The sequence below is a fragment of the Allobosea sp. CER48 genome (genome assembly GCF_044752385.1).
Classification (GTDB): Bacteria; Pseudomonadota; Alphaproteobacteria; order Rhizobiales; family Beijerinckiaceae; genus Allobosea.
In genome coordinates this window covers 1-2,063 of the sequence record NZ_JBIWYK010000509.1, presented here as the reverse complement: position 1 = coordinate 2,063, position 2,063 = coordinate 1, and the positions used below count along the sequence as shown (strand labels likewise).

General features: G+C 63.2%; 1 protein-coding gene. It reads right to left on the bottom strand.

Features of this window, described 5'->3' with window-relative positions; all coding sequences use genetic code 11:
• The coding region (locus tag ACIPIA_RS14925; protein ID WP_400510684.1) for a PHA/PHB synthase family protein at positions 1-1,776 on the bottom strand (1,776 nt) is incomplete at its 3' end.
• Positions 1,777-2,063: the final 287 nt, after the last annotated feature.

Sequence of the window (2,063 nt, the reverse complement as noted above, 5' to 3'; positions counted from 1 at the left end):
CAGCTTTCCGCCTCCCGGCTCGCGGGCCGCGACCTTCTTGGGAGCCTGCGCTTCGATCCAGGCGAACCAGTGTGGCCACCAGGAACCCGGATGCTCGTCGGCCTTGGACTGCCAGTCGGCATAGCTGCCCTTGGCGGGGCCACCGGTCCAGTACTGGTACTTGACCTTGCTCGGCGGATTGACCACGCCTGCGATGTGGCCGGAGCCCGCCACCACGTGTTCCACCGGGCCGCCAAAGCACTGCGAGCCGTTGAACACCGACTGCGCCGGAGCGATGTGATCCTCGCGGGTGGCGAGATTGTAGATCGGCATCGTCACCTTCTTGAGGTCGAGTGATTTGCCGCCGATGCTCATCTCACCCCTGGCGAGTTTGTTGTCGAGATAGCAGTTGCGCAGATAGAACGAGTGGTTCGCTGCCGGCATCCGTGTCGAATCCGAATTCCAGTAAAGCAGGTCGAACGCTGTGGGTGTCTTGCCCTTCAGGTAGTTGTTGACCGCATAGGACCAGATCAGGTCGTTCGGCCTGAGCATGTTGAAGGCGCCCGACATGCGCGAGCCATCGAGGTAGCCTGTCTTGGCCATCTGCTCCTCGATCGCGCGGATCTGCTCCTCGTCGACGAAGACCGAGAGCTCGCCGGCCTGAGAGAAGTCGACCTGGGTGGTGAAGAAGGTGGCGCTCTCGATGCGCTTGTCGCCGATCGCCGCCATATAGGCGAGGGTCACGCCGAGCAGCGTTCCGCCGACGCAGTAGCCGATGGCGGAAACGCGCTTCTCGCCAGTGACCTGCTCGATCGTCTCAAGCGCCGCGAAGATGCCCTCGCGCATGTAGCTCTCGAAATCCTTGGCGGCATGCCGGGCGTCGGGGTTCACCCAGGAGACGCAGAAGACCGTGAGCCCTTGCTCGACGCACCAGCGAATGAAGCTCTTCTCCGCATTGAGGTCGAGAATGTAGAATTTGTTGATCCAGGGCGGCACGATCAGCAGCGGCCGCTTCAGCACCTGGGGCGTCGCCGGTGCGTACTGGATCAGCTCCATGATTTCGTTGCGGTAGATGACCTTGCCGGGCGTGGTGGCGATGTTGACGCCGACCTCGAAGGCGCTGGCGTCGGACTGTCGGATCTTGAGCTCGCCGCCGCCGGCCTCTACATCCTCCGCAAACATTTTCATGCCGCGGACGAGGTTGTCGCCGTTTTGCTGGAGCGTCTCGCGCAGCAGTTCGGGATTGGTCGCGACGAAGTTGCTCGGCGAGAGCGCTCCGGCAATCTGCTTGATGTAGAAGCGAGCCTTGTTGCGGGTATGCGGATCGAGGTCATCTGCCTTCTCGACCATGGTCTCGGCCCAGCGCGACCCGATCAGATAGGCCTGCTTGATGAAGTCGAAGGTCGGGTGGTTCGTCCAGTCCGGATCCTTGAAACGGGAATCGCGCTTGTCCGGCTCCGCCGCGGGGGCTACCTCCTCGCCGGCCGCGCGCTTGAACGCCACGCTCCAGAGATTCATGAAGTCGCTGGTCAACGAGGCCTGCGCCTCGATGATCTTGGCGGGATCGTTGACCCAGCGCTCGGCGACGCGCCCGAGCGTCTTGACCATGTCGCTCGCCTCGTCGGCCTGGCCGGTCTTGGCCTGGCCGCGCTCGAGCGGCTTCAGATAGGCGGCGGTGACTTTGCCGTATTCCTCGACGAGCCGGCCCATGTTCTGAGCGAACTGATCGAAGTCGGGAACCGTGGCCTGCGCCGACCCTGTGGTGCCCTTGGGCCTGTCGTCGACATGGCGGTTCATGAATCGTCTTCCCCCTTATATTCTAGGATAGCGCATGGCTTCCCAAATTGGTCCTATTAAGGACGCAGACGCTGTGCTTTACCAAGCACATTCGACGAACCTGCTGGAAGCGCCCATGCCGATCGATATGCCTGCAAGAATGTCGCTCCGCACCGCGGCGATGATGGCTGCGGTCGGCATCGCCCTGGCGGGCTGCGCCGGCGATGAGGGCGTCAAGGGCGTCGCCGAGGCGGCCGGCATGGCGACAACGCCGCAGGAGGCGAAGAGTTTCGTCCGGGAGACGCGGC